This window comes from Streptomyces sp. NPDC058758, from assembly GCF_042746075.1.
Lineage (GTDB): Bacteria > Actinomycetota > Actinomycetes > Streptomycetales > Streptomycetaceae > Streptomyces.
In genome coordinates, this window is sequence record NZ_JBHYPS010000006.1 from 179,499 (window position 1) to 202,691 (window position 23,193).

General features: G+C 76.8%; 23 protein-coding genes. 15 read left to right on the forward strand and 8 right to left on the reverse strand.

From position 1 onward, the window contains the following. Positions 1-5 precede the first annotated feature (5 nt). Positions 6-1,190 carry a hypothetical protein gene (locus ACFW6A_RS10625; RefSeq protein ID WP_386639864.1) on the reverse strand — a complete coding sequence of 395 codons (1,185 nt, stop codon included), beginning with the start codon at positions 1,188-1,190 and terminating at the stop codon, positions 6-8. A gap of 330 nt (positions 1,191-1,520) precedes the next feature. On the opposite strand from ACFW6A_RS10625, the gene ACFW6A_RS10630 reads away from it, so the two are divergent. From ACFW6A_RS10630 to ACFW6A_RS10645, 4 genes are read left to right on the forward strand one after another with little or no spacing between them, the layout of a single operon-like run. Continuing rightward, positions 1,521-2,354 (forward strand): M55 family metallopeptidase, encoded by an 834-nt coding sequence (locus ACFW6A_RS10630; RefSeq protein WP_043224052.1) that lies wholly within the window; start codon positions 1,521-1,523, stop codon positions 2,352-2,354. Then, on the forward strand, positions 2,347-3,702 hold the full coding sequence (locus ACFW6A_RS10635; RefSeq protein WP_386485373.1) for a M20/M25/M40 family metallo-hydrolase: 1,356 nt from the start codon (positions 2,347-2,349) through the stop codon (positions 3,700-3,702). The genes ACFW6A_RS10630 and ACFW6A_RS10635 overlap by 8 nt, the downstream gene beginning before the upstream one ends. Before the next feature lie 34 nt (positions 3,703-3,736). Beyond that, positions 3,737-5,734 (forward strand): S9 family peptidase, encoded by a 1,998-nt coding sequence (locus ACFW6A_RS10640; RefSeq protein ID WP_386639867.1) that lies wholly within the window; start codon positions 3,737-3,739, stop codon positions 5,732-5,734. Continuing rightward, positions 5,731-6,669: an LD-carboxypeptidase gene (locus tag ACFW6A_RS10645; protein WP_386639870.1), complete on the forward strand. Its 939-nt coding sequence runs from the start codon at positions 5,731-5,733 to the stop codon at positions 6,667-6,669. Before ACFW6A_RS10640 ends, ACFW6A_RS10645 begins: the two co-directional genes overlap by 4 nt. Positions 6,670-6,765: 96 nt before the next feature. On the opposite strand, the gene ACFW6A_RS10650 is transcribed toward ACFW6A_RS10645, so the two are convergent. From ACFW6A_RS10650 to ACFW6A_RS10660, 3 genes are all read right to left on the reverse strand, one after another. Next, entirely contained in the window at positions 6,766-7,419 is a 654-nt protein-coding gene (locus ACFW6A_RS10650; protein ID WP_351845243.1) for a GntR family transcriptional regulator, read from the reverse strand. Positions 7,420-7,471: 52 nt separating this feature from the next. Then, positions 7,472-8,569, reverse strand: coding sequence for an adenosine deaminase (locus tag ACFW6A_RS10655; protein ID WP_351845245.1), 1,098 nt, complete (start codon positions 8,567-8,569; stop codon positions 7,472-7,474). Positions 8,570-8,706: 137 nt separating this feature from the next. Beyond that, positions 8,707-9,480: a GntR family transcriptional regulator gene (locus ACFW6A_RS10660; protein WP_386639875.1), complete on the reverse strand. Its 774-nt coding sequence runs from the start codon at positions 9,478-9,480 to the stop codon at positions 8,707-8,709. 168 nt (positions 9,481-9,648) lie between these two features. Here ACFW6A_RS10660 and ACFW6A_RS10665 point away from each other — a divergent pair, with 168 nt between their 5' ends. The 3 genes from ACFW6A_RS10665 to ACFW6A_RS10675 all read left to right on the forward strand — a co-directional run bounded on the left by ACFW6A_RS10665 (position 9,649) and on the right by ACFW6A_RS10675 (position 10,976). Continuing rightward, a complete protein-coding gene (locus ACFW6A_RS10665) occupies positions 9,649-9,900 on the forward strand; it encodes a lipopolysaccharide assembly protein LapA domain-containing protein (RefSeq protein WP_351845249.1) in 252 nt (83 codons plus the stop codon). Further along, the gene (locus ACFW6A_RS10670; protein ID WP_351845251.1) at positions 9,897-10,259 is read left to right on the forward strand and encodes a hypothetical protein; all 363 of its coding nucleotides are present in this window, start codon (positions 9,897-9,899) and stop codon (positions 10,257-10,259) included. The genes ACFW6A_RS10665 and ACFW6A_RS10670 overlap by 4 nt, the downstream gene beginning before the upstream one ends. Positions 10,260-10,430: 171 nt before the next feature. Continuing rightward, positions 10,431-10,976, forward strand: a complete 546-nt coding sequence (locus tag ACFW6A_RS10675; protein WP_351845253.1) for a GNAT family protein — start codon at positions 10,431-10,433, stop codon at positions 10,974-10,976. Here the strand turns inward: ACFW6A_RS10675 and ACFW6A_RS10680 are convergent. After that, the gene (locus ACFW6A_RS10680; protein ID WP_351845255.1) at positions 10,957-11,292 is read right to left on the reverse strand and encodes a DUF6204 family protein; all 336 of its coding nucleotides are present in this window, start codon (positions 11,290-11,292) and stop codon (positions 10,957-10,959) included. The genes ACFW6A_RS10675 and ACFW6A_RS10680 overlap by 20 nt on opposite strands. 156 nt (positions 11,293-11,448) lie before the next feature. On the opposite strand from ACFW6A_RS10680, the gene ACFW6A_RS10685 reads away from it, so the two are divergent. After that, entirely contained in the window at positions 11,449-13,410 is a 1,962-nt protein-coding gene (locus ACFW6A_RS10685) for a DUF5107 domain-containing protein (protein ID WP_351845257.1), read from the forward strand. 13 nt (positions 13,411-13,423) lie between these two features. On the opposite strand, the gene ACFW6A_RS10690 is transcribed toward ACFW6A_RS10685, so the two are convergent. Further along, complete coding sequence (locus ACFW6A_RS10690) at positions 13,424-14,257, reverse strand: methyltransferase domain-containing protein (RefSeq protein WP_386480281.1); 834 nt, start codon at positions 14,255-14,257, stop codon at positions 13,424-13,426. A gap of 478 nt (positions 14,258-14,735) precedes the next feature. On the opposite strand from ACFW6A_RS10690, the gene ACFW6A_RS10695 reads away from it, so the two are divergent. From ACFW6A_RS10695 to ACFW6A_RS10705, 3 genes are all read left to right on the forward strand, one after another. Next, positions 14,736-15,947 (forward strand): sulfite oxidase, encoded by a 1,212-nt coding sequence (locus ACFW6A_RS10695; RefSeq protein ID WP_351845261.1) that lies wholly within the window; start codon positions 14,736-14,738, stop codon positions 15,945-15,947. 82 nt (positions 15,948-16,029) lie between these two features. Beyond that, positions 16,030-17,304 carry an aminotransferase class I/II-fold pyridoxal phosphate-dependent enzyme gene (locus ACFW6A_RS10700; protein ID WP_386639879.1) on the forward strand — a complete coding sequence of 425 codons (1,275 nt, stop codon included), beginning with the start codon at positions 16,030-16,032 and terminating at the stop codon, positions 17,302-17,304. Further along, positions 17,304-18,335 (forward strand): MBL fold metallo-hydrolase, encoded by a 1,032-nt coding sequence (locus ACFW6A_RS10705; RefSeq protein ID WP_351845265.1) that lies wholly within the window; start codon positions 17,304-17,306, stop codon positions 18,333-18,335. Before ACFW6A_RS10700 ends, ACFW6A_RS10705 begins: the two co-directional genes overlap by 1 nt. Here the strand turns inward: ACFW6A_RS10705 and ACFW6A_RS10710 are convergent. Both ACFW6A_RS10710 and ACFW6A_RS10715 read right to left on the reverse strand, forming a co-directional pair. After that, positions 18,315-18,974, reverse strand: coding sequence for a DedA family protein (locus ACFW6A_RS10710; protein WP_386639882.1), 660 nt, complete (start codon positions 18,972-18,974; stop codon positions 18,315-18,317). The genes ACFW6A_RS10705 and ACFW6A_RS10710 overlap by 21 nt on opposite strands. Further along, positions 18,971-19,750, reverse strand: a complete 780-nt coding sequence (locus ACFW6A_RS10715) for an MBL fold metallo-hydrolase (protein WP_386480272.1) — start codon at positions 19,748-19,750, stop codon at positions 18,971-18,973. Before ACFW6A_RS10715 ends, ACFW6A_RS10710 begins: the two co-directional genes overlap by 4 nt. A gap of 90 nt (positions 19,751-19,840) precedes the next feature. On the opposite strand from ACFW6A_RS10715, the gene ACFW6A_RS10720 reads away from it, so the two are divergent. From ACFW6A_RS10720 to ACFW6A_RS10735, 4 genes are all read left to right on the forward strand, one after another. After that, the gene (locus ACFW6A_RS10720; protein ID WP_351845271.1) at positions 19,841-20,245 is read left to right on the forward strand and encodes a hypothetical protein; all 405 of its coding nucleotides are present in this window, start codon (positions 19,841-19,843) and stop codon (positions 20,243-20,245) included. 108 nt (positions 20,246-20,353) lie between these two features. Beyond that, positions 20,354-22,495 (forward strand): phage holin family protein, encoded by a 2,142-nt coding sequence (locus tag ACFW6A_RS10725; RefSeq protein ID WP_386639885.1) that lies wholly within the window; start codon positions 20,354-20,356, stop codon positions 22,493-22,495. A gap of 66 nt (positions 22,496-22,561) precedes the next feature. Further along, positions 22,562-22,936, forward strand: a complete 375-nt coding sequence (locus ACFW6A_RS10730; RefSeq protein ID WP_351845275.1) for a hypothetical protein — start codon at positions 22,562-22,564, stop codon at positions 22,934-22,936. A gap of 57 nt (positions 22,937-22,993) precedes the next feature. Continuing rightward, entirely contained in the window at positions 22,994-23,158 is a 165-nt protein-coding gene (locus tag ACFW6A_RS10735; protein WP_351845277.1) for a hypothetical protein, read from the forward strand. Positions 23,159-23,193: the final 35 nt, after the last annotated feature.

The window sequence follows — 23,193 nt, forward strand, 5'->3', positions numbered from 1 at the left end:
CCCCGTCAGGAGGCGGTCGGCGCCGCCCTGCGCAGCGCGGTGATGCAGCTGCCGATCGCCTCCTGGAGGGCTTCGAGGCGCTGGAGCATGTCCTCCTCGTAGATCTCCTCCTCCATCACCTCGTCGAGGGTCAGCTCCTCGAAGACCTTCGTGGCCTTCTGGAGGGAGTTGTAGAAGCGGGTCCTGCGCTCCTGGACCCGCAGCGCCGGGTCCTCCTCGACGGCCTTGGCGACCAGGCCCCGCACCGACTCGTACGCCTCGCCGGCCCACTCGCCGGCCTCCTCCGAGTCGTCCAGCTCGTCGATCAGCGACAGGTGCCGCTCGGCCTCCGCCCGCACCTCGGCCGGGGCCTCCACGGTCTGCCCGGCGGGCGTCCTGATCCGGCCGTTCTCCACGATCTGGCGGACGTAGCCGATCCGGTCGGCGACCTTCGCCTCGCTCGCCACCGCCTTCTTCAGGTCGTCGGTGCGGGCGAAGGCCCGGGCCATCTCCGTCTGGAGCGCCGGGTCCTCCTTCATCCGGTCCAGCAGCGCCCCGCGCGCCGCCTCGGCCGTCCCCGGGTCGGCGAGGATCGCGGCCCGCAGCGCCGTCGGGTTCTCCGCCACCTCCAGCGCCTTCGTCGGCCGGATGCCCTCCGCCTCCGCCACCGCGCTGATCGCCTGGCCGCGCACCGAGGAGGCGCTGTTGCGGGAGGTGTAGTACGACAGCCAGACGTCGGCGTCGGGCAGCTCGATGTCGGCGCCCGGCTCCAGGACCTCGAACTGCGGCACCAGGCCGTCGTCCGCCGCCATGTCCCACGCCCTGTAGTGGCGCATCACGCGCTCCGCCGAGCACCCCGCCAGCGCAGCGAAGGCCCGCGCCGACACCTTCCGCGCCGCCGTGCCCTCGGCCGGCTGCCCGCCGGGCCGCACGCTGCGCGCCACCTTCAGCGCGAAGGTCCAGCCGCCGGTCCGGGCGTAGACCCCGAAGTCCCGGGCGTCCCGGACGACGACCGGGTCGTGGTCGGCGGGGTCGGCCTCCTCGGGCTCCCCGCTCCCGTCGGCTCCCTCGGCCTCCCCGGCGTCGTCGGCGGGCGCGGCGGTCTCCCGGGGCTCCGCGGCCCCGGGGACCCAGAAGCCCTCCTCGGGCTCGGGGGTGGGGGCCGGAACGGCGTCGGGGGCGGTGTCGGACGGATCGAGGGCGATGGTCACCGAGAACACTCCGGTCGGTCGGGCGGGACAACTGCGGCCGACAGCCTATACATACCGCTTGACGATGTTTGGCCCGATTGGGGAGTCGGCCCGCCGGGGCGCCGGACCGCCGGCGCGCGGAACCCGGTGCCACGGTCGCCGCCTTCACCGGATCGCCCTCCCGAAGGCGCGGGCGCCACCGTGCCGCGCCCGTGCCCGGGAGGCCTCCGGACCTTCCCGGAACGGCTCTGACGTGCCGCTACCCCCGTTCCGGCGGTGTCATTGGTCCACTCCAACGACGGTTGTCCACAGGGGTGGTACGGCCGCCGGACGGCGCGTACGGTTCCCTCCATGAAGATCCTCATCAGCGCCGACATGGAGGGCGCCACCGGCGTCACCTGGCCCGCCGACGTGCTCCCCGGCACGCCCCAGTGGGAGCGCTGCCGCCCGATGTTCACCTCGGACGTGAACGCGGCGGCGCTCGGCTTCCTCGACGGCGGCGCCGACGAGGTACTGGTGAACGAGGCGCACTGGACCATGCGCAACCTGCTCCTGGAGCGGCTCGACGACCGGGTCCAGATGCTCACCGGCCGGCACAAGTCGCTGTCGATGGTCGAGGGCGTCCAGCACGGGGACGTCGACGGCATCGCCTTCGTCGGCTACCACACCGGCGCCGGCGCCGAGGGCGTCCTCGCCCACACCTACCTCGCCAACTCGATCACCGGCGTCTGGCTGAACGGCCTGCGCGCGAGCGAGGGCGTGCTCAACGCCCACGTGGTCGCCGAGTACGGCGTCCCCGTCATCCTCGTCACCGGCGACGACCTGACCTGCGAGGACGCCCTCGACTACGCTCCCGAGGCGCTCAAGGTCGCCGTCAAGGACCACGTCTCGCGGTACGCGGCCGTGTGCCGGACCCCGGCCCGCACGGCCGCCGACATCCGGGCCGCCGCCCGCGAGGCCGTCGCCCTCGCCGTCCGCCACGAACCGGTCCACGCAGGACCCCACACCGTCCAGGTCGAGTTCGACGCCGAGCACCTGGGCGCCGCCGCCACGGTGGTTCCCGGCGTGGCGCGCAGCGGCGAGCGGCGCGTCGCGTACACCAGCGCGACGATGTACGAGGCGATCCGCACGTTCAAAGCGGTCACGACGATCGTGTCGGCCGCAGTGGAGGAGCAGTATGGCTAGCAGCACGTCCCCCGCGGAACCGTTTCCCGCGGGGCCGGACGCGAAGGCGCTCGACGAGGTCGTCGCCTTCACCTCCGACCTGATCCGCACCGACACGAGCAACCGCGGCGGCGGCGACTGCCGCGAGCGCCCCGCCGCCGAGTACGTCGCCGAACGGCTCGCCGACGCGGGGATCGAACCGACCCTCCTGGAGCGCACCCCCGGCCGGACCAACGTGGTCGCCCGCATCCCCGGCACCGACCCCACCGCCCCGGCGCTCCTCGTCCACGGCCACCTCGACGTCGTCCCCGCCGACCCGGCCGAGTGGACCGTCCACCCCTTCTCCGGCGAGGTCCGCGACGGGATCGTCTGGGGCCGCGGCGCCGTCGACATGAAGAACATGGACGCGATGGTCCTCGCCGTCGTTCGCTCCTGGGCCCGCCAGGGCGTCCGGCCGGCCCGCGACATCGTCCTCGCCTACACCGCCGACGAGGAGGACAGCGCGAACGACGGCTCCGGCTTCCTCGCCGACCGGCACGCCGGCCTCTTCGAGGGCTGCACCGAGGGCATCAGCGAGTCCGGCGCGTTCAGCTTCCACCCCCACCCCGGCATGACGCTGTACCCGATCGGGGCGGGCGAGCGGGGCACCGCCTGGCTCAGGCTCACCGCGCGCGGCCGGGCCGGCCACGGCTCCAAGGTCAACGAGGCCAACGCGGTCACCCGACTCGCCGCCGCCGTTGCCCGGATCGGCGCCCACGCCTGGCCCGTCCGGCTCACCGCCACCGTCCGCGCCGCCCTCGCCGAACTGGCCGCGCTGCACGGCGTCGAGATCGACGTCCACGCCCCGGACCTCGACGTGCCGCTCCTGCTCGACAAGCTCGGACCGGCCGCCGCCCTCGTCGAGGCCACCGTCCGCAACAGCGCCAACCCGACGATGCTCCAGGCCGGGTACAAGTGCAACGTCATCCCCGGCCAGGCCGTCGCCTACGTCGACGGACGGATGCTGCCCGGCACCGAGGACGAGTTCGCCGCCACCATGGACCTGCTCACCGGCCCGGACGTCGACTGGGAGTTCCACCACCGCGAGGTGCCGCTCGAAGCGCCCGTCGACGCCCCGACCTTCGCCAAGCTGCGCGCCGCCGTCGAGCGCTTCGACCCCGGCGCGCACGCCGTGCCCTTCACCATGTCCGGCGGCACCGACGCCAAGCAGTTCTCCCGGCTCGGCATCACCGGCTACGGCTTCTCGCCGGTGAAGCTGCCCCCGGGCATGGACTACGGGGCGATGTTCCACGGCGTCGACGAACGCGTCCCGGTCGACGCCCTGCACTTCGGCGTGCGGGTGCTCGACCACTACCTGAAGACCGCGTAGGACCGAACCGGAACCCGGACCTGGGGGAGCGACGATGCAGACCGAGGCAGCCCACGGCAGCTGGACCTCACCCGTCGGAGCCGCGCTCGCGGCGGCCAACGACGGACGGCCCGCCCACCTGGCCACCGTCGGCGACGAGGTGTGGTGGACCGCGCCCCGCCCGACCGAAGGCGGCCGGCGGACCCTGGTCCGCCGCCGCGCCGACGGCACGGAGGAGACCCCGCTGCCCCCGCCGTGGAACGTGCGGAACCGGGTCCTCGAATACGGCGGCCGCCCCTGGGCCGCCGTCGAACGGCCCGCCGGCGGCCCCCTGCTGGTCTTCTGCCACTTCCCCGACCAGCGGCTCTACCTCCACGAGCCCGACGCCGAGCCCGGCACGGCCCCCCGGCCGCTCACCCCCGTCTCCGGGGTGGGCGGCGGGCTGCGCTGGACCGACCCGGTGTTCCTGCCCGGCCGGGACGAGGTCTGGTGCGTCCTGGAGGAGTTCACCGGGCCCGCGCCCACCGACGTCCGCCGGGTCCTCGTCGCCGTCCCGCTCGACGGATCCGCCGCCGAGGACCGGACCGCCGTGCGCGAACTCTCCGACGGACGCCACCGCTTCGTCACCGGCCCCCGCGTCTCGCCGGACGGACGACGGGCCGTCTGGCTCGGCTGGGACCACCCCCGGATGCCCTGGGACGGCACCGAGGCCGTGCTCGCCGACATCACCGCCGACGGCACCCTCAAGGACGCCAGGACGGTCGCCGGAGGCCCGCGGGAATCGGTGCCGCAGGCCGACTGGGACGCGGCCGGCCGGCTCCTCCTCGCGAGCGACCGCACCGGCTGGTGGAACCTCTACCGGGCCGAGGTCGCCCCCGACGGCACCCTCGCCCCGCTCCAGGCCCTCTGCCCGCGCGAGGAGGAGTTCGCCGGACCCCTCTGGCAGACCGGACTCACCTGGTTCCAGGCCCTGGAGACCGGTCCCGTCGCCGTCCTGCACGGCCGCGGCGACGCCGTCCTCGGCATCCTCGACCCCGACACCGGCACCCTCGTCGACGCCCCCGGCCCCTGGACCGTCTGGAGCTCCACCCTCGCCGTCCACGGCACCCGCGTCCTCGGCGTCGCCGCCGGACCCGACCGCCACCACGAGATCGTCGAACTCGACACCCGCACCGGACGCACCCGCGTCGTCGGCTCCCCGCACACCGATCCCGTCGACCCCGCTTACTACCCCGACCCCGTCACCCGCACCTTCACCGGCCCCGGCGGCCGGGAGATCCACGCCCACGTCCACCCGCCCCGCAACCCCGACTTCACCGGGCCGGCCGGCGCGCTCCCGCCCTACGTCATCCGCGCCCACGGCGGCCCCACCGGCCACTCCGCACTCGCCCTCGACCTGGAGACCGCCTACTTCACCTCGCGCGGCATCGGCGTCGCCGACGTCAACTACGGCGGCTCCACCGGCTACGGCCGCGCCTACCGCGAACGGCTCCGGGGCCAGTGGGGCGTCGTCGACGTCGAGGACTGCGCCGCCGTCGCCACCGCCCTCGCCGCCGAGGGCACCGCCGACCCCGCCCGCCTCGCGATCCGCGGCGGCAGCGCCGGCGGCTGGACCAGCGCCGCCTCCCTCGTCCGCACCGACGTCTACGCCTGCGGCACGATCGTCTACCCCGTCCTCGACCTCACCGGCTTCGCCGGCGAGACCCACGACTTCGAGTCCCGCTACCTCGACGGCCTCGTCGGCCCCCTCGACGAGGTCCCCGAGCTGTACGCCGAGCGCTCGCCGATCACGCACGTCGAGCGGATCACCGCGCCCTTCCTCCTCCTCCAGGGCCTCGACGACGTCATCTGCCCGCCCGCCCAGGCCGAGCGCCTCCTGAGCCGCGTCGCCGGGCGGGGCGTCCCCCACGCCTACCTCGCCTTCCCCGGCGAGGGGCACGGCTTCCGGCGCGCCGACACCATGATCCGCGCCCTGGAGGCCGAACTCGCGCTCTACGCCCGGGTCTTCGGCTTCGACCGGCCCGACGTGCCCGAGCTGGAGCTGCGCGGGTGACCGCCGGCGTACCGGAACTCGCCCGGCCCGTCCGGCTGCGGCCCGGCGACCGGGTCGCCGTCGTCGCCCCCTGCGGCCCGGTGCCCGGGCCCGCGCTCGCCGCCGGACTCGCCGTGCTCCGCGACTGGGGGCTGGAGCCGGTCGTCGCCCCGCACGTCCTCGACGTCCACCCGGAGATCGGCCACCTCGCCGGCACCGACCGGGACCGCGCCCGCGACCTCACCGAGGCCTGGTGCGACCCCACCGTCGCCGGGGTGTTCTGCGCCCGCGGCGGCTACGGCGCCCAGCGCATGGTCGACCTCCTCGACTGGACCGCGATCCGGGCCGCGGGACCCAAGGCGTTCGTCGGCTACAGCGACGTCACCGCCCTCCACGAGGCCCTCGCCGTCCGCGCCGGCTTCGCCACCCTCCACGGCCCCATGACCGCCGTCTCCGTCTTCGCCGGCGACCCCGCCACCCGGGAGTCGCTGCGGGCCACCCTCTTCGAGCCCGAGACCGTCCGCGTCCTCGGCCTCGCCGCCGCCCGGCCGCTCGTGCCGGGCCGCGCCGCCGGGATCACCCTCGGCGGCTGCGCCAGCCTCCTCGCCGCCGACCTCGGCACTCCGCACGCCCGCCCCTCCGCCGCCGGCGGGCTGCTCCTCCTGGAGGACGTGGGGGAGGAGCCGTACCGCATCGACCGGATCCTCACCCAGCTGCTCCGCTCCGGCCTGCTCGACGGCGTCGCCGGGATCGCCCTCGGCTCCTGGGCGGAGTGCGGGCCGTACGAGGAGGTGCGGGCCGTCCTCACCGACCGGCTCGGCGGGCTCGGCGTACCGGTCGTGGGGGAGCTGGGCTTCGGCCACGGGCCCACCGCCCTGACCGTCCCCCTCGGCCTGCCGGCGGTGCTCGACGCCGACGCCGGCACCCTCACCCTCGACGTGCCCGCCCTGCTCTGACCCGGGGGCGCGCACGCCGGAGCGCCCCCGCCCCCTGAGGGGACGGAGGCGCTCCGGTCGGGGCGGGGCGGCCGCCTCAGGCGGTGGCCGAGGGGGCTACTCCGCCGCCAGCCTCCGCCGGTGCTCGGTCGCCTTGCTCTGGCTCGTCTCCAGGTGGCGCAGCGCCAGCTCCTCGACGCCCTCCACGTCCCGCGCCTCGATCCGCCGGAACAGCTCCTCGTGCTCCTCGGCCACGACCGTGAAGTCGTCGTGCTGGCCGAGCAGCCAGCGCATCCGGCTCCGCAGCGTGCCCTCCAGCTCGGTCAGCAGGGCGTTGTCGGCGAGTTCGGTGACCGTCTCGTGGAAGTCGGCCGCCGCCCGGCGCGCCTCCGCGCCGTCGCCGCGCTCCGCCGCCGCCCGCTCGGCGTCGAGGTCGGCGCGCAGCTTGGCGAGGCCCGCGCGGGTGCGGCGCTGGGCCGCGAGGCGGAAGGCCAGGACCTCCAGGGCGGACCGGACCTCGATGAGGTCGGTGATGTCCGACGCGGTGAACTCCCTGACCACCGCCCAGGTGCGCGGCCGGGGCGTCACGAGCCCCTCGTTGACCAGGTCCCGGAGCGCGTCGCGGACCGGCAGCCGGCTCACGTCGAGCTCGGCCGCGATCTCCCGCTCGACCAGCCGGCTGCCGGGGGCCCGGGTCCCGTCGATGATCTGGTCGCGCAGGGTGCGCGTGATCCGCTCCGACTCGGGCTTGAACTCCTCAGCAGCTGTCATGGCCGCCATTCTTCCATCGGGGAGGGCGGCTCCCGCCGCCCTCCCCGGCCGGTCACAGCGCCGCGTACCCCGGGCGCACGACGTCCTCGATCAGCCGCAGGCGCTCCGGCAGCGGCAGGAAGGCGGCCTCCAGGGCGGCGACCGTGAACTCCTCGAAGACCTCGGGGCCGTACCCGAAGGCGTCCGCCATGTGCTGGAACTCCTCGCTCATGGTGGTGCCGGAGACCAGGCGGTTGTCGGTGTTGAGGGTGACGCGGAAGCCGAGGCGGCGCAGCTCGTCGATCGGGTGCGAGCCGTAGTCCTTGGCCGCGCCGGTCTGGAGGTTGGAGGTCGGGCAGACCTCCAGGGCGATCCGGTTGTCGCGGACGTAGGCGGCCAGCCGGCCCAGTGTGCCGTCCTCGGCGATGTCGTCGGTGATCCGCACGCCGTGCCCGATCCGCTCGGTGCCGCAGACCTGCACCGCCTCGTGGATCGACTCGGCGCCGACGGCCTCGCCCGCGTGGATGGTGAAGTGGCAGTTCTCCCGCTTCAGGTGCTGGAAGGCGGCCAGGTGGCGGGCGGGCGGGTTGCCGATCTCGCCGCCGGCGATGTCGAAGCCGGCGACGCCGTTGTCGCGGTGGGCGACGGTCAGCTCGGCGATCTCCAGGGAGCGGTCGGTGTGCCGCATGCCGGTGAGCAGCGCGCGGACGGTGATGCGGCCGCCGGTCCGGCGCTCGCCCTCGCGGAAGCCGTCGTTGACCGCCTCGACGACCTCGTCGAGGCTCAGCCCGGCCTGGAGGTGCTGCTCGGGGGCGTACCGCACCTCGGCGTAGACGACCCCGTCCGCGGCCAGGTCCTCGGCGCACTCGGCCGCGATCCGGACCAGCGCCTCGCGGGTCTGCATGACGGCGCAGGTGTGGGCGAAGGTCTCCAGGTAGCGCTCCAGCGAGCCGGAGTCGGCGGCGTCCCGGAACCAGACCGCGAGCTCGGCCGGGTCCTCGGTCGGCAGCGCGGTGTAGCCGCACTCCCGGGCCAGCTCGACGATGGTGGCCGGGCGCAGCCCGCCGTCGAGGTGGTCGTGGAGGACGGCCTTCGGGGCGCGGCGGATCCAGTCGGCGACGGCGGCCCGGGGGGAGGCGGAGGACGCGGCAGGGTTGTCAGACAAGTGCATGGCCGGGAAGTGTACGTCATGACCCGCCCGGCGGACGTGCGGGCGCCGGAGGAACGTTTTCGTACGACTCCGAGGGCGGGGGCCCGGGCGGCCGCCGCGGCCGCCGGCCCGGGGCGCGGGGCGCCGGGGGCGCGGGCTCAGCGGGACTGGAGGACCGGCAGGGCGGGCGCGCCGGTCGGGAGCATGTGCTTGGCGGCCAGGACGGGGGTGTCCCCGACCCGGACGACCTGGGTGACCAGGACCGCCGGGGTGTCCGCCGGCCGGTCCAGCTGCTCGCCGCGGCGCCGTCCGAGGAGGGTGGCGGTGATCCCGCTGTGGGCGTGCAGGGCGACCTCCCGCGAGGCTCCGAGCAGCACCGAGAGCATCGAGGAGGCGGGGCCCGCCGTCCCCGGCGTCCCCGGCGCGGAGGAGCACTCCCGCAGCGCGGCGGCGAAGGCGGGGTGGACGCGGTCCAGGACCTCGTCCACCGCCGCCCACTCGTGGCAGAGGGCGGCCGGCCCGGCCTCGCCGGCCAGCACCGACTCCCAGAACCGCAGCTCGGCGCGGGCCGGGGCCAGCAGGTGCTGGGTGGTGAAGTCGGTGGGCTCCTCCAGGGTGCGCAGCAGGGCCCGCACGCGGGGGCCGGTGCCGCCGCCGATCAGCTCCTCCAGCGGCTGGACGTGCTCGAAGCCGCGGCGCGGCGGGCTCGCGTTCACGGTCCGGCCCACCCCCCGCCGCACGGTCAGCAGCCCGTCCTCCTGGAGGAGCAGCAGCGCCTCCCGCAGGGCGGGCCGGCTCACGCCCAGCTCGGCGGCGAGCTTCGGCTCGGAGGGGAGGGTCGAGCCGGGCGGGTAGGTGCCGTCGTGGACGGCGTCCGCGATCCGCTCGTAGAGCGCCACGACCGGTCGCCGCCGGTGCCCGCTGCCCGCCAAGGCCTCTCCTCTTCCCGTCTGGTCCGGTCGTCCGGCCCCCACCGTAGCCGCCCCGGGTTGTCTGACAAGTCACCCGGACGGAGTCGTTCACCGCCCCGTCGACGTGCCGGTCCCCCCATTCTGGTCCCACGGGTACGCCCGTGACGGACGACGGAGGAGAGGGCGGGCATGAGTCCCAAGGACACGACGGGCACGAAACGGGGGGACAGGTTCGGAGCCGTCACCCCCGGACGGATCGGGATGGCGGTCGTCGGGGTCCTCCTGCTCGTCTTCATCTTCGAGAACACCCGCGAGGTCAGGATCCGGCTGCTGATCCCGGAGGTGACGATGCCGCTCTACCTCGCCCTCCTCGCCACCGCGCTGCTCGGCGCGCTCTGCGGCTGGTACGCGGCCCGGAGGGGCCCGAGGAGGAGCCGGTGAAGCGCGGCGCCCTGATCGGGGCGGGCGCGGCGCTGGCCCTCGCCGCGGTGGCGGCCGGCGCGGCCGGGGACGCGGACACCCGCCGGGCCCGGCGGGCGGCGGCCGGCGCGTGGCCGCCGATGCCGGACTTCCGGGGCGGGGGGCTGTGGCGGGTCTTCACCCGGCTGGACCACCGCACCCGGCTGGACGTCCACGACGCCAGCGGCCGGGACCGGCGGGTCCTGTGGCCCCCGCGGTGGCGGGTCTGCACCCAGTACCCCTCCGCCGGCACCGGCCTCGACCGCCGCACCACGGTCGTCATCGGCGTCCTCCGCAAGGGCGAACCCTGCCCCGTCCGGGTCACGACCGCCCGCCGCTGAACCCCACGCCCGCCGCCCCGGCCCCGGCGCCTCGCCGCCGCCCCGGCCGGCCCGGGGCCGTACCCCCACCGGGGCGCGGCCCGCACCCGACCGCCCTCGGAGCAGTACCCCCCCGCCGCCCCGGCCCCGCGGCCGCCCGGTCCCGTGCCGCCGCCGCGCTAGCCTGGGCGCATGCCCGACGATCTCGACGGTTTCCTCACGGTGGGGGCCCGCGTGGGTCTGCGTCCCTTCACCCCCGACGACGCGGGGGAGTTCACCGCCCGGGCGGAGGAGAGCGTCGCGCTGCACCGGCCGTGGCTGTTCCCGCCCCGTACGGCCGAGCACTACGCCGCCTACGCGGGCGCGCTGAACGAGGACCCGGCCCGGGCCGGCTTCCTCGTCTGCGAGCGGGCCGAGGCGGGCCGCATCGCCGGGTTCCTCACCGTCAACAACATCGTGCACGGGGCCTTCCGCAGCGGCGCCCTCGGCTACGGCGCCTTCGCGCACGCCGCCGGGCGCGGCCTGATGGGGGAGGCGCTCGGCCTCCTCCTCGCGCACGCCTTCGGCCCGATGGGCCTGCACCGGCTGGAGGCCAACATCCAGCCCGGCAACGCCCCTTCGCGCGCCCTGGTCCGCCGGGCCGGCTTCCGCCTGGAGGGCTTCTCGCCCGCGATGCTGTTCATCGACGGGGCCTGGCGGGACCACGAGCGCTGGGCGATCACCGACCCTTGCGGTTGATCTTCATCGTGTCGAGGTCGGTCACCGTGGACTTCAGCCCCTTGTGGCCGTGTCCGAGGGCGGCCAGCGCCGCCTCGACCCGCTCCTCGGCGAGCGCGCCGGCCATCTCGTCGCCGTCCTCCGCGTCCGACGTGACGACCAGCCGGTACGAGAAGTGCTTCAGCGCCCGGTCGTAGGTGAGCGAGCCCTCCTCGGTGAAGCGCATCGCCGCCAGGCCGTGCTCCTCCACCTCGGCGAGCAGCCGCTCCCGGCTCCCGGCCGACAGCCCGTCGAAGGTGCCCCGCACGATGACCCGGTAGGTGTGTGGCGTGCCCATCTCTCGTACTCCCGTGGTGCTCCCGGTGCCCGCCCCGACGGCGGACGACCCTCCACCCTAGGCAGGGCGCCGCCCCCGGCGCGCGGCAATAAAAGCGGCACGGGGCCCTGGTCACGCGGTCTGTTCAGTCCGGGCCCCGGCGTGTTCCATGGGCGGATGACGACCGTACGACGTGCCGTGCTCACCCTCCCGGCGGCCCCGCTCGGCCCGGACAACCCGCTGCCCGCCCTCCGCACCCCCGGCCCGGCGCACGCCCTCGGCCCCGAGGAGCTGGCCGCGCTGCCGCGCGAGATGGCGCGGGGCATCGGCCGGGCGCCGCTGCGCAGCCTGCTGCCCGCCCCGGTCCGCGACGGCTACGGCCGGGAGCGCAGGGAGACCGGCCTCGACGCCCTCGTCCTGGAGAACGACCGGCTGCGGGTCACCGTCCTGCCCGGGCTCGGCGGCCGGGTCCACTCCCTGCACCACAAGCCCACCGGCCGTGAACTCGTCCACCGCAACCCGGTGTTCCAGCCCGCCGCCTTCGCCCTCAACGGCGCCTGGTTCTCCGGCGGCATCGAGTGGAACACCGGCGCCACCGGCCACTCCACCCTCTCCTGCGCCCCGCTGCACGCCGCTGCCGTCCCCGCCCCCGACGGCACGCCGATGATCCGGCTCTGGGAGTGGGAGCGGCTGCGCGACCTGCCCTTCCAGGTCGACCTGTGGCTGCCCGAGGACTCCGACTTCCTCCTCGTCGGCGTCCGGATCCGCAACCCGCACGAGCGGCCCGCGCCCGTCTACTGGTGGTCCAACACCGCCGTGCCCGAGCGCCGCCGGGTCCTCGCCCCCGCCGACACCGCCTGGCACCACGGCTACGAGCGCGGCCTGCGCAAGGTCCCGGTGCCGGCGGGGGAGGACGGCACCGACCGCTCCCGGCCCGGGCACAGCACCCACGCGGCCGACTGGTTCTACGATCTGCCGGACGGCCGGCGCCGCTGGATCGCCGCCCTCGACGAGGACGGCACCGGCCTCGTCCAGACCTCGACCGACGTGCTGCGCGGCCGCAAGCTCTTCGTCTGGGGCACCGGACCCGGCGGCCGCCGCTGGCAGGAGTGGCTCACCGCGCCGGGCACCGAAGGCTACGCCGAGATCCAGGCCGGACTCGCCCGCACCCAGCTCGAACACCTGGAACTCGCCCCGGAGTCGGAGCTGAGCTGGCTGGAGGCGTACGGGCCGCTGGCCGCCGATCCGGGCACCGCGCTCGGCGCCGACTGGGCCGCGGCCCGCGCGGAGGCCGAGCGGAGCCTCGACCTGGCCCTCCCCCGTACCGCCGTCGACGCCGCCCACGCCGCCTGGCGGGAGAGCGCCGCCGACACCGACCCGGAGCCGGACGCGGTCCTGGCGGCGGGCTCCGGCTGGGGCGCCCTGGAGGTCCTGCGGGCCGGTCTCGACCTCCCCGGCACCCCCTTCCCGGAGGCGACCCTGGGCGCCGGGCAGCTGCCCTGGCGGGACCTGCTGCGGACCGGCGTCCTGCCGCCGCCCGCCAAGGGCGACGTGCCGTTCCCGCCGCAGACCGGCCCGGCCTGGCGGGACATGCTGGAGACCGCCCCCGCCGACCCGTCCACCGAGTACCACCTCGGCCTCGCCCAGTGGCACGCCGGCGACCGGGCCCAGGCGGTGCGGAGCTGGGAGCGGGGGCTGGCCGGGGCGGCGGTGCGCTGGCCGCTGCTGTACTGCCTGGCCGTCGCCGACCGCGAGGACGGGCATCCGGAGCGGGCCGCCCACCGCTTCGCCGAGGCGTGCGCGGAGCTGGACGGGACGGTCGACGGGCCGGCCGCGGTGACGACGGCCGCCGCGCTGACCCGCGAGGCCGTCGAGGCCCAGCTCGCGGCCGGCCTGACCGAGCGGGCCCGCGCGCTGTGGCGGGCGCTGCCGGAGGAGGAGCGCGGCCGGGGCGCCTTCCGCCTCCTGGAGGCGCGGATCCTCCTCGCCGAGGGCCGGCCGGCCGAGGCCCGCGCCGTCTTCGACGCGGGCTTCGAGGTCCCGGACCTCCGCGAGGGCGCCGAGACCCTCGGCGAGCTCTGGGCGCGGCTGACCGACGAACCCCTGCCGGCCGCCTACGAGTTCCGGATGCGGCCCTGAGGGCGGGCCGGGGTCACGCCCGGCACAGGATCTCGCCGTGCGGGACCATGAACCAGGCGTCCTCCCGGGTGCCCCACGCGCGCCAGGCCGCGCTGATACCCTCCAGCTCGGCGCGGGTGGCGTGGCCGCCCCCGACGGCCAGGTCCGCGTAGGAGGAGGCCGTCGTGCGGTCCGCCCACAGGCCGCTCCACCAGGCCCGCTCGTCGGGGGCGGCGAAGCACCAGGCGGTCGCCGTGGTGGTCACGTCGGTGAAGCCGGCCTGCCGGGCCCAGGCGAACAGCCGCCGTCCGGCGTCCGGTTCGCCGCCGTTGGCCCGCGCCACCCGGCGGTAGAGGTCCAGCCAGCCGTCCAGCTCCGGGCCCGCGGGGTACCAGGCGAAGGCGCCGTAGTCGCTGTCGCGGGCCGCGACGATCCCGCCGGGCCGGCAGACGCGGCGCATCTCCCGCAGCGCCCGGACCGGGTCGCCCACGTGCTGGAGCACCTGGTGGGCGTGGACGACGTCGAAGGAGTCGTCGGGGAAGTCGAGGGCGTGGACGTCCGCCACGCGGAACTCCACGCCCTCCAGGCCCCGTTCGGCGACGACGGCGCGCGCCTTGTCCAGGACGTCCTCGGCGGCGTCGACGCCGGTGACCCGGCCCGGGGCGACCAGGGCGGCCAGGTCGGCGGTGATGGTGCCGGGCCCGCAGCCGACGTCCAGCACGTCGAGTCCGGGGCGCAGTTCGTCCAGCAGGTAGGCCGCGGAGTTGGCGGCGGTGCGCCAGCTGTGCGAGCGGAGGACCGACTCGTGGTGGCCGTGGGTGTAGACGGCGGTCTCGTGGGCCTGGGACCGCTCGGAGGCGTGCGTCATGGAACCGACTCCCTCGGTGTGGGTGCGTGCTCCCACGGTAGGCCCCTTCGCCGGATCGTGAGACCGGCGTCTTGCCATGTGGACGAAGGGGAGGGGTCGGGGCCCGCGAACGAGGCGGGTGAGGAGGGGAGTTCGGAAGGGGGGTGACGGGGGCGTTCCGGAAAGGTTCCGGATTGAAGTTGGTTTCTAGAAAGGACTTCTATATCTTTCCGTGCGGGGGGACGCGCGACGGGGGGCGCGTACCGCGGGGCGGCCCGGACCGTGGGGGAACCGGGCCGCCACCGCGCCTCCCCCTCCCGCACCGCCCCCTGCCGGCCCCGCACCGCCCCCTCCGCGGCCCCGGACGCCTCCCGGCGCGGCCTCCTGTGACAGCCTCGTGAACAGGCGCCCCGGATCCCGGCCCGGCCACCCCGCGCACCCCTACGATCGGCCCGCCGCCGTCCGGCGGACCGACCCCGTGACCGTGCCGAGGAGTCCCGTGCCGCACCCGTCCGCGCCCGCCCGCCGAACGCTCCTGAAGGCCCTCGCCGCCACCCCGGCCGCCGCCGCGCTCGCCGGAGCCGCCACCCCGGCCGCGGCCGCCCCCGGCGCCTCCGCCGCGCCCACCGCCCCCGGCATCGTCAAACCGCTGCCCGCCGACCGCTTCACCGTGCGCGGCACCAACGCCGAGGCCCGCTTCGACACCTTCGCCGACACCGGCTTCCTCACCCCCGCCGACCGCTTCTTCGTCCGCAACCACACCTCCACCCCCGTCCTCGACGCCCGGGACTGGCGGCTCACCCTCTGGGGCGACGGGCTCCACGGACGCGCCCCCGTCCACTTCACCTACGGACACCTCCGCGACCTGCCCTCCGTCACCCGGACGGCCCTCGTCGAATGCGCCGGCAACGCCCGCAGCCTCTACACCACCCAGCAGGGCCAGGCCGTCTCCGGCACCGCCTGGACCCTCGGCGCCGTCGGCGCCGCCCGCTGGCGCGGCGTCCGCCTCGGCGAGGTGCTGCGCCGCGCCGGACTCGCCCACGACGCCGTCGACCTGCTGCCGCGCGGCCTCGACGACCCGTACGTCTCCGGCTCCACCGACTACGGCCGGGTCCGCCGCCCGCTGCCCGTCGCCAAGGCCCTGGACGACGTGATCCTCGCCTACGAGATGAACGGCGAGCCCCTCCCGTACGACCACGGGCACCCCGTCCGGCTCATCGTGCCGAACTGGGTCGGCATCGCCTCGATCAAGTGGCTCGGCGACATCGAGGTCTCCACCCGGCCCCTCACCAGCCCCTGGTCCACCGACTGGTACCGGCTCCTCGGCGAGGCCCACCCGCCCGGCGGCAGCGCCCCGCTCACCCGGCAGACCCTCAAGTCCGGCCACCACCTGCCCTTCGGCGCCACCCTGGAGGCCGGCCGGGTCCACCGGCTCACCGGCCGCGCCTGGTCCGCCCACGCCCCGGTCCGCGCCGTCGACGTCTCCACCGACGGCGGCGCCACCTGGCGCCCCGCCCGCCTCCACGACGGCCCCCGGCGCGGCGCCTGGGTCCGCTGGTCGCTGCCCTGGCGGCCCGAGCGCCCCGGCCCCGCCACCCTCCTCTCCCGCACCACCGACGCCGCCGGCAACACCCAGCCCGACCGGGCCGTACACAACACCCAGGGCTACCTCTTCGACGCCGTCGTCCGTCACCCGGTCACCGTCGTCTGAACGGGCGGGCCGGGGCGTTCGCCCTTATAAAGGGCACGGGGACGCCGTGCCGGCGCCCCCCCGCGCTCAGGAGGTACGGGACATGCGGGAGACGGCTCCGGAAGGCCGCGGCCCGGTGCGCTACGGACCCCCGGCACCCGGGAGCGGCCGCCCCGTCCCCCCGGGGCTCGCCGCCCTCCTCGCGGCCGCCGCCGGCCGGACCGACCCCGAACCGCCCGGCGGCGGACCCGTCGTGCGCGAGGCCGCCGCCGGCTACTGGTGGCGGCGGGGCCTGCGCGGCCACGCCGAGGACGCCCTCGTCGCCCCCGGCGCCCCCGCCCTGCTCCTCGCCCTCCTCGCCGCCCACGGCGGCGACGTGCTGCTGCCCCGCCCCTGCCCCGCCTGGTGGACCCCGCAGGTCCGGCTCCTCGGCCGGCCCGCCTACCACGTGCCCACCACCCCCGAGGCCGGCGGCGTCCCCGACCCGTACGCCCTCCTGGAGACCGTCCGCCGGGTCCGCGCCGAGGGCGGCGACCCCCGCGTCCTGCTCCTCTCCGTCGCCGACGACCCCACCGCCACCGTCGCCCCGCCCGAACTGGTCCGCGAGAGCTGCGAGGCCGCCGTCGCCGAGGGCCTCCACGTGATCAGCGACGAGACCTGGCGCGACACCCTCCACCACCCCCGGGACACCGTCCTGGTCAGCCCCGCCGAGATGTGCCCCGACGACGTCACCGTCCTCGCCGACCTCGCCGGCGGCGGACTCGTCCCCGCCTCCTGGCCCTGCGCCATCGCCCGCTTCCCGCCCGCCTGCGCCGCCCGCGCCGACCGCTACGGCGACCCCCGGGCCCGCGCCCTCGACGTCCTCACCGTCCTCGGCGCCGTGCTCCCCGCCCCCGTCGCCCCCGCCGTCGCCCACGCCCTCGACGAACCCGAGGACGTCCTCGTACCGGCCCTGCGCGCCGCCGCCGTCCACGGCCGGCTCGCCGCCGCCGCGCACCGCGCCGTCCTCGCCGCCGGCGGCCTCGCCCGGCCCCCGCGGGCCGGCCGCCACCTCTACGCCGACCTCGGACCGCTCCGCGCCGAACTCGCCGCCCACGGCGTCACCGACTCCCCGGAACTGGAGCAGCACCTCACCGCCCGCCTCGGCCGGCCCGTCCCCGGCGGCCACCGCTTCGGCGACGAACCCGTCGCGCTGCGGGTCCGCCTCGACACCGGCCCCCTGCTCGGCACCACCCCGCCCGAACGCGCCGAGACCCTCGCCGCCCGCGCCCCCGAGGAACTGCCCCAGGCGGTACGGGCCCTGGCCCGGCTGACCGCCGCCCTGGAAGACCTGGCCCGGCCGCCGGCCGACCCCACCGCGCAGAACGGAGCCCGCTGATGACCGAACGGACGGCCCGCCCCGCCGGGGCCCCGCACCGGGCCGCGCCCGCCGCGCTCCCCACCTCCGTGCTCCAGCCCCTCGGCCGGCTGCGCGCGGACTGGCCCCGCACCTTCGCCGACCGGCTCACCGCGCCCCTGCCCGGCGTCCGCGCCCTCGCCCGGCTCGCCCGCGAAGGAGCCGTACGCCCCCGGCCCGAGGGCCTGCGGGACGTGCCGCTGCTGCCCTTCGCGCCCGGTCCGCTGCCGCCCGCCGGGCCCGGCACCGTCGCGGTCACCTGGGCCGGGCACGCCAGCTGGATCCTCCGCCTCGGCGGCCTCACCGTCCTCACCGACCCGGTCTGGTCCCGCCGCATCTTCGGCACCCCCGCCCGGCTCACCCCGGTCGGGGTCCGCTGGGAGGACCTGCCGCCGGTCGACGCCGTCGTCATCAGCCACAACCACTTCGACCACCTCGACGCCCCCACCCTCCGGCGCCTCCCGCGCACCACCCCGGTCCTCGTCCCGGCTGGCCTCGGCCGCTGGTTCGTCCGGCGCGGCTTCACCCGGGTCACCGAGCTCGACTGGTGGGAGGCGGCCGAACTCGGCGGCGTCCGCTTCGACTTCGTCCCCGCCCACCACTGGTCCAAGCGGACCCTCCTGGACACCTGCCGCTCCCTGTGGGGCGGCTGGGTGCTCACCGACACCGCCGGGCACCGCGTCTACTTCGCCGGGGACACCGGATACGGCCACTGGTTCGCCGAGATCGGCCGCCGCCACCCCGGCATCGACCTGGCACTCCTGCCCATCGGCGCCTACGACCCGCGCTGGTGGCTCAGCGACGTCCACACCGACCCCGAGGAGGCCGTCCGCGCCCACCAGGACCTGGGCGCCCGCCGGATGGCCCCCATGCACTGGGCCACCTTCGTGCTCTCCTCCGAACCCGTCCTCGAACCCCTCACCCGGGTCCGGGCCGCCTGGGCCCACGCCGGACTTCCCCGCGAGGACCTGTGGGACCTCCCCGTCGGCGGTTCACGCGTCCTCGTGCCGTAGCGCGTCGCGCCCGCCGCCCCGGACCCGCCGCCACAGCGCCGGGACCGCGCTGACCAGCAGCGTCAGACCCACCGCCGCCACCACGCCCTGCCAGGGCTCCGGGAAGAGCGAACCGCCCAGGATCCCGATCAGCTGGTACGTCGCCGCCCAGGCCAGGCACGCCGCCGCGTCGCCCCGCGCGAACCGGCGCAGCGGCATCCGGGCCAGCAGACAGGCCAGCATCACCGGGATCCGCCCGGCCGGCACCAGCCGGGACAGCACCAGCACCGACACCTGGTGACTGTCGAGCCGCTCCTGCGCGTGCGCCAGCCGGTCCGGCGTCACCCGCGAGCGCAGCGCCGCCAGCCACCGCGAGCCGTTCCGCGACCGGACCCCGCGCCGCCCCAGCCAGTACAGCGCCAGATCGCCGAGGAAGGCGGCCGCCGAGGCCACCAGGAAGACGAGGAGCAGCGGGAAGGGCGACACCGCCGAGGACTGGTGCAGGGCGACCACCGCGGCCGAGCTGACGATCGCCCCCGTCGGCACCACCGGCACCAGCGCCCCCAGCGCCACCAGCAGGAACAGCGAGGGGTAGCCCACCGCCTGCTGCGTCGACTCCGGCGGCAGGTCCCGCACCGCGGCCAGCAGCCCACCGGTCACCGGGCGACCTCGGGCCGCACCCGCTCGCCGTGCCCCAGCGGGTGCACCGCCACCTTCGGCGCCAGCAGGGCCGCCTGCCGCGCGAACTCGACGCCCGGCGCGTGGAACTCGTGCGGCCGGACCCCGTCCATGCCGATCGGCCAGTACGTGCCGTAGTGCACCGGCACCGCCGCCGCCGGCGACAGCTCCGCCAGCGCCCGCGCCGCGCGCCCCGCGTCCAGGTGCCCCTGCCCCAGGAAGGGGCCCCAGCCGCCCACCGGCAGCAGCGCCACGTCCACCGGCCCGACCGCCTCCGCCATGGAGTCGAAGAGCCCGGTGTCCCCGGCGAAGTAGGTCCGCGCCTCGCCCTCGACGACGTAGCCGAGCGCGGGGGAGCGGTGCGGGCCGAACGGCAGCCGCCGGCCGTCGTGCAGCGCCGGTACGGCCCGTACCGTCACGCCCTCCACCACCACCTCGTCCCCGGGCGCCACCTCCGTCAGCCGCAGCCCCGCCGCGGCCAGCCGGCGCAGCCCCGGCACCGCGTCGGCCGCGCCCGACGGCACCAGGACGCGGGTCCCCGGCGCGAGCCGGGCCAGCGACGGCAGGTGCAGGTGGTCGGAGTGCAGGTGCGAGACGAGGACCGCCTCCGCGACCGCCGCCTCGGGCGGCGGCGGGGCGCCGCGGCGGCGGCGCAGGTGCGCGAGGCGCCGGGCGAACAGCGGATCGGTGAGGAACCGGACCCCGGAGTCCTCGACCGTGCAGGTCGCGTGCCCCCACCAGGTGACCTCCACCGGCATGCCGCCCTTCCCTCGCGATCCGCGCTCCCTCACGAGGGTAGAGGCCCGGCGGGCCTCCCGTGCGGCTCCGCCGGGCAGTAGGGTCGGTCCATGAACGACGTCCGGGTCGCGGCGATCGCCAGCCTCACCCCGCTCGAAGAACTCGATTCCGAGCCCTTCCTCGTCGACACGCGCGGCCAGCACGCGATGTGCGCCCGCTGGGCGGTCGAACGCGGATACGTCCTCGTGCGCCGGCTCCTCTTCTACGGCGTCCGGCCCGACCACGACGAACTCTGGGCCGACGTCGAGTCCGGCGAGGTCGACGTCTTCGTCGCGGCGAACGAGCGCGTCCTGGCCCGGGCCCTCACCTCGGTGCCGGGCTTCCGGGCGGAGTGCGCGCGGCGCGGCGTGCGGGTCGAGACGGCCGACGCGCCGCCGCCGCCCTACGACTCCGCCGCCAGGGCCGCCGTCCACCGCCGCCTCTCCATGCCCACCGCCGGCTACGACGGCACCTGACCCCCCGCCCCCGTCCCGCGACCCGCGCCCGGCCGCACCACTGGGGAACGCCCCGGGTGGGGAGGTATGTCAGGGTGGGGGGACGTTTGGGTGGAAGGTGCGGGCGGCGTGGGCGACGGGCGAGGGCGCGACCGGCGGTGGCGGGGCGCGGGGCGGACGGCGGTGCGGGTGCTCAGCGTGTGGGGCGTCTCGACGCTCACCCTGCTCGTGCTCGCGGGACTGCTGCCGGACTTCCAGCTGCAGTCCCCCGACGGCGACAGCCTCACCCGCACGGCCCTGACCGCCGCCTGGGCCGCCGGCGCCTTCGGCCTGCTGACCGCGCTCGTCTGGCCGCTCGTCGTCCGCGCCTTCCTGCTGGTCCCGGCGCTCGTCCTCGGCCTGCTGGTGTTCTTCCTCAACGGCTCGCTGCTGCTCGTCGCGCTCTGGCTGATCCCGGACGGGCGGGGCGCCGCCGACCCCGAGACCGCCGTCGTCGTCGCGGCCGTGATGTCCGCGGTCGCCTCCGCCACCTCCACCGCGCTCGCCGTGCGCGACGACGACGCCTACCGCCGCCGCCTGTACCGGCAGACCGGCCGCACCCGCCCCCGCGACCCCCGCTCCGTCCCGGCCCCCGCGCCCGGCACCGTCTTCCTCCAGCTCGACGGCGTCGGCCACCGGACGCTGCGCCGGGCCGTGGCCGACGGGCTGATGCCGACGGTGGCGGGCTGGCTGGACGCCGGCCACCGGCTCACCCCGTGGCGGACGGACTGGTCGAGCCAGACCGGCGCCAGCCAGCTCGGCATCCTGCACGGCAGCAACGAGGACGTGCCCGCCTTCCGCTGGTACGAGAAGGACACCGGCCGGCTCATGGTGTCCAACCGGCCGGCGAGCGCGGTGGAGCTCCAGCGCCGGGCGGTGCGCCGCACCGGCGACGGCGGGCTGCTCAGCCTGGACGGCGCCTCCCGGGGCAACCTCTTCAGCGGCGGCGCCGACCAGGTGGCGCTGGTGCTGACCGCGGCGGCCCGCCGGGGCCGCCGCAACCGCTCGCGGGCCGGCTACGTCGCGTACTTCGCGGACCCGGCCAACGCGGTGCGCACCGCCGGCTCGCTCGTCAACGAGGTCGTGCGCGAGCTGGCGCAGTCCACCCGGGCGCGGCTGCGCCGCGAGACGCCCCGGATCCGGCGCGGCGGCACCTACCCCTTCGTGCGGGCCTTCGCGACGGTGGTCGAGCGGGACGTGGTGGTCGCGGCGGTGATGGGCGACGTGCTCGCCGGCCGCACCGCCGTCTACGCCGACCTGGTCGCCTACGACGAGGTGGCGCACCACTCGGGCCCCCGGGGGCGGGACACCGACCAGGTGCTGCGCCGCCTGGACCGTTCGCTCGCGCTGGTCGCCAGGGTGGCCGAGCACGCCCCGCGGCCGTACCGGATCGTGCTCCTCTCCGACCACGGGCAGAGCCCGGGGGAGACCTTCGCCGGCGCGTACGGGCTGACGCTGAAGGACCTGGTGCGGGCGGGCTGCGGACTGCCGGTGTCCCGGCGGGTCGGCCGGACCCGCAGCGGCGCGGAGGCCGGGGACGCGGCCAGGGACGCGCTGCGCAGCGCCCTGCACCGGCCGGTGGAGACCGGTGAGGAGACGCGGCGCGAGCTGCCCGCCCGTCCCTCCGAGCCGGTCGTCCTCGCCTCGGGCAACCTCGGCCTGATCTCCTTCCCCGACGTGCCGCACCGGATGACGAAGGAGGAGATCGACCGGCGCCATCCGGCGCTGCTGCGCACCCTCGCCCAGCACCCGGGGATCGGCTTCCTGCTGGTGGCGAGCGCCGAGCACGGCTCGGTGGTGATGGCCCGGGACGGGGTGGAGGTGCCGGTGGCGGAGCTGGCCGACGACGGGCCGCTGGCGGTCTTCGGCCGGGGCGCGGCGGACGCGGTCCGGCGCACCGACGGCTTCCCGCACGTCGCCGACGTGATGGTCAACTCGATGTACGACCCGGCGACCGGCACCGTGCACGCCTTCGAGGAGCAGATCGGCTCGCACGGCGGCCTCGGCGGCGAGCAGTCCCACCCCTTCCTGCTCTCCCCGCCGGAGCTGTCGCCCCCGGTCGCGGAGGGGGAGGAGCTGGTGGGCGCCGAGCAGGTGCACCGGGTGCTGCGGCGCTGGCTGCGCGAGGACGACGGCCCGCAGGTGCCGCTCGCCCCGCCGGCGGCTCCGGAGGAGGGCCCGGCCGACGGCACCGGGGCCCCCGTGACGGTGAACCGGGCCCCGGAGGCGTAGTCCAGGAGGGCGGTTCTCCCGCCCGGGCGGAGCGCCGGACGCCCCGGCGGGGCAGTACGGATCACCGTGAGCCCCGCACCCCGGCCGCCCCGCGCGCCCGCCGCCCCGGCGGGCCGTACGGCGCGCCTCCGGCGGTTCCTCGCCCTGCTCTGCGGCGCGCTCCTGGTCCTGGCCGCCCTCGGCGGGGCGGCCGGCCCCGCCGGTGCCGAACCCCGGCCGGCCGCCGCGTCCACCGCCCCGGATCCGGCCGGCGAGACCCACGAACCCGGCCCCGCGGAGGCGGGTCTCCCCGGCCGGGCCCGGCACCGCAGGACCCGCGTCCGGCCCGTCCCGGCACTCCCGCGCCCCCTCCGGTCCCGTCGCGCCCCGCGGACCGGCGCCCCCGCCCCCGTGCCGGCGCCGCGCCCGTCCTCGCACCGGCGGGTGGTGATGCGCTGCTGACGGGCCCCGCCCCAGCAGCCCCTTCCCACCCACCCCGCACCCGCGAGGAGCACCGTCATGCCCACCGACCCGTACGCCGTCCTCCAGGCCCTGCTGCGCGCCGAGGCCTCCCGGGCCCGCCGTACCGCCGAGCCCCCCTCCGCACCGGCCCCCGAACCGACGGCGGAACCGACCCCCGCCCCCTCCGGCCCCGCCCCCCACCGCGAGGCCCCGCCCCGCTGACGACGCCCGCCGTTCCCCTGACGGCGAGCCCCCGG